The 564-nt window shown below is 45.9% G+C and carries 2 protein-coding genes; both read left to right on the top strand.

Translation table 11 applies throughout. From position 1 onward, the window contains the following. A partial coding sequence (locus L5M37_RS24090; RefSeq protein WP_263201923.1) for a hypothetical protein occupies positions 1–180 on the top strand: 180 nt, incomplete at its 5' end. A 43-nt stretch (positions 181–223) separates the two neighbouring features. Next, on the top strand, positions 224–564 hold a 341-nt coding region (locus L5M37_RS24085; protein ID WP_263201922.1), incomplete at its 3' end, for a hypothetical protein.

Below are 564 nucleotides of genomic sequence, written 5' to 3'. Positions count from 1 at the left end.
CCGTTAGACGGAGGATATATTCGTCTTGAATCCCAAGGTCGCAGCGGGACTTTAGGCAGACAAATTTGTGTGGGCGGTGGCTTCATGGGTAACACACTTTCCGCACGTTCTGAGGCCAGCTTTGAAAAGCAATGTCGTAGCTGGTATCGCGCTTACATGCGCAATCAATCAAATATCTAACATCAAATTTATTAAGCCCTGTAATACAGGGCTTTGGAGTCTTATGAGCCAATTACCGCGCAATCCGAGTTTTACCCCGTCCCCAAAATTAAGGGCAAACCTTGAGGAAAGGAGAGAAGGGACGACCGAGCGCCTAAATCAGATTTGGGATCGCTACGAATATTTGCAACTCCAAGCGGGGATTCACTTAGAGTCAGCAGAAAAGCAAGTGTTGTTAAATGTGCTTTCTGGCTCATTTATCGAGCCGTCTTTTATCGAGCATTTGGCGCATGAGATCATAGATTCTGATGATTACATCGAGGGAATAGATGCTGCCAAGACGCTCTACGAAAAAGTTAAAAACGCCACTTATGCTGAATTGTTAGCTACCGTAGAGCGGCTTGG

The sequence above is a fragment of the Shewanella sp. SM69 genome, from assembly GCF_025653985.1.
Taxonomy (GTDB): domain Bacteria; phylum Pseudomonadota; class Gammaproteobacteria; order Enterobacterales; family Shewanellaceae; genus Shewanella; species Shewanella oncorhynchi.
The sequence above is the reverse complement of the archived record's forward strand: the minus strand, read 5'-3'. Positions and strand labels throughout refer to the sequence as shown.